Genomic DNA, 2,441 nt, shown 5'->3' on the forward strand with positions numbered 1-2,441 from the left:
CTTTAAACCGACATTTGTACTCCCATAAGGTCGATTTAAGCCCGTCACAGAGCCTTAAAATCGACCTCTAAAGAACTAATAAATATTTATTAAATATTATATAAAAAAGCAAGCCCCTCAAAAAACAACAAAATCTAGGACGAAAAGATCAAAAAAGAAACCTTGCTGCGCAAGCTAAACCCATCTTAAAGATCAAGCCCTTCAGCAAGGAAACTTTAAGTGGTTTCTTATCCAAAAGCTTCAGGGAGTCTTTTTATCTTGAAGTAAGGAGCTCATTTGTTAAGTGCTCGCTATCGCTCGTGCAGGGCAAGCCCTACATACCCAAAATCTAAAAATGAGACTTAATTATATTTAAACAGCCCTTATTTCTTAAAATAAGGGCTGTTTACGCATTTTAAGGACAAACCAAAGTAAATCTACCTACAGTCTTATTAAAACTGCCTATAAGGCTTTTTTGACGTTTAAAACGATTTAAAACGTGTAGTAAAGACCAACAATTATTGTTATTGTAAAATCGACAAACAATACAAACTAATTAAGGTGGAGAATACTTATGGATTTGTTATTTGAAAATCAAACTCAAACGACTAAAAAATTATTGGAGGAGTTCTCAAAAGAAGCTTACTACGCATTTAACAAAAAAACTCGAATGATATGTTTAATAATGCTGGTTGTAGAAACATTTGCTTTCGTACTGAGGTTTGTTTCTTCTGGTTTTAATTTTTCTATGCAACTCTTCTTTCTTCTCTTTTTAGCTGGTTTCTTTTTATTTTTTTATTTCAAAGGCTATATTTTTAAGTTACAAGAAAATCTAAAAAATTTAGAAAGTATTCATGGAGAACTACCGCATGCTATAAATAAATTCTATGAAGTCAATATTGAAACTATCACTGATCACAGTAATTTAACTTTCGAATACAATAAAATTACTAATGTTTTAGAAACAGAAAACTTATTTATCATAATGATTGGGAAACAAGGGGTATATCTTTCAAAAAAAGGTTTTACGGTTGGTAATTTTTCTGATTTTAAAAATTTTATAGAAAATAAAATGAATTCTAAAAATTAGAGATAAATCTAAAAAATATTGTCACTAACTTTCGATAAAAAATCTACAATTTTTTTAAAATCTTTAGTATCTCTAATTCCTTTTTTTAGTAAAAGGGCGCACTTATACATCATTCTACGAATGATGTGTGCTAAGATCAAAAACCCAAACAAAACCCTCTCCCCTTTAAGCCTTTCAGCTTGCTGGGGAGAGGGTTTAAAAAATGTGAAAAAGAAATAAAAAAATAGACATTACTTATCATTTTCTCCACGTTTTTTCTTCCAATTAGCTCTTCGTTCAGCTAATTTTTTATCCAAGATTTCTTGATCTTCAGGAGATATATTTTCAATTTTTGGAGGTTGATAATCGTCTCTTGCCCATTCAGGTAATGTTTCAGTTCTTATCGTTTTTTTAGACTTAGAATACTTATTTTTGTCCCAAGAAGTAGTTTTTTCTGGAGTCCATGTAAATTCATAAGCAACAATAGGATTCCCACGTTGTCTAGTCTTTATTGCTTTCACTTTGAGCGCTTTGAAATATTCAGAAAGCTCATCCTTGATTGGCTGAATCACTACTTGATTTATGTCTGTTGCTCGGTAGCTGGTAGGAATTTGAAGTATTTCTCTAAAATCACTCACAGAATATTCGACTCTTCCAACCGTACGCCATTGTTTAAGTTGCTTGAACATTTCTTTAGCGTAAGTTGATCGGATATTTGTAAACTGCTTCAATTCGAATTGAGTAAACTCAGCTTCAAGTTTATTTAAAACATATTCGAATTTACTCGAAACTTGAACCTTTAAAGTTAATTCGGATAGATCATCTGTCCAGCGAGCTTCAAAGTACTGGAATAGAGGAATGCTTATTAAAGAATTTCGTGTTTTCTCTTTGTACCTCATGCTGGAGAGCTTATCTTCTAAGCTTGCTATAGTTTTTTCGAAGCGCTGATTGTGCTCAATAGTATAATTAGCTAACTCTGCCAACGAATGTTTATCAAATTCAATTATATCTGTTCCCTTATCTCTGATTTCCGTAATTATAGCGAAGAAAAAGTCTTGTTCTTCTGCTGTCCACTTCCTCATAGGAACAGTATTTAGGTGGTTTTTATAGCGTGTTACTTCGTTCATGGGAGTACCTCCTCTATGTATTACTCCTAATCTAACACTAAAACGTTTAAGGAGCAACATATAAATTTATACTCCTTAAACCGACATTTGTACTCCTTTAAACCGACATTTGTACTCCTTTAAACCGACATTTGTACTCCTTTAAACCGACATTTGTACTCCCATAAGGTCGATTTAAGCCCGTCACAGAGCCTTAAAATCGACCTCTAAAGAACTAATAAATATTTATTAAATATTATATAAAAAAGCAAGCCCCTCAAAAAACA

Annotated in this window: 2 protein-coding genes; one reads left to right on the top strand and one right to left on the bottom strand. The window is 32.1% G+C overall.

The annotated features are described in order from the left end of the window. Nucleotides 1–553: 553 nt before the first annotated feature. Entirely contained in the window at nt 554–1,069 is a 516-nt protein-coding gene (locus LG377_RS12425; protein WP_225745027.1) for a YcxB family protein, read from the top strand. 230 nt (nt 1,070–1,299) lie between these two features. Here the strand turns inward: LG377_RS12425 and LG377_RS12430 are convergent, their stop codons facing one another. After that, on the bottom strand, nt 1,300–2,175 hold the full coding sequence (locus LG377_RS12430) for a replication initiation protein (RefSeq protein ID WP_225745028.1): 876 nt from the start codon (nt 2,173–2,175) through the stop codon (nt 1,300–1,302). Nucleotides 2,176–2,441: the final 266 nt, after the last annotated feature.

The sequence above is a fragment of the Marinilactibacillus sp. Marseille-P9653 genome, from assembly GCF_916618885.1.
In the GTDB taxonomy this organism is placed as follows: Bacteria; Bacillota; Bacilli; order Lactobacillales; family Carnobacteriaceae_A; genus Marinilactibacillus.

Excerpts from the sequence above, each read along its gene's own strand:
- LG377_RS12430 (WP_225745028.1), bottom strand. The coding sequence starts at position 2,175 with ATGAACGAAGTAACACGCTATAAAAACCACCTAAATACTGTTCCTATG.
- LG377_RS12425 (WP_225745027.1), top strand. The coding sequence starts at position 554 with ATGGATTTGTTATTTGAAAATCAAACTCAAACGACTAAAAAATTATTG.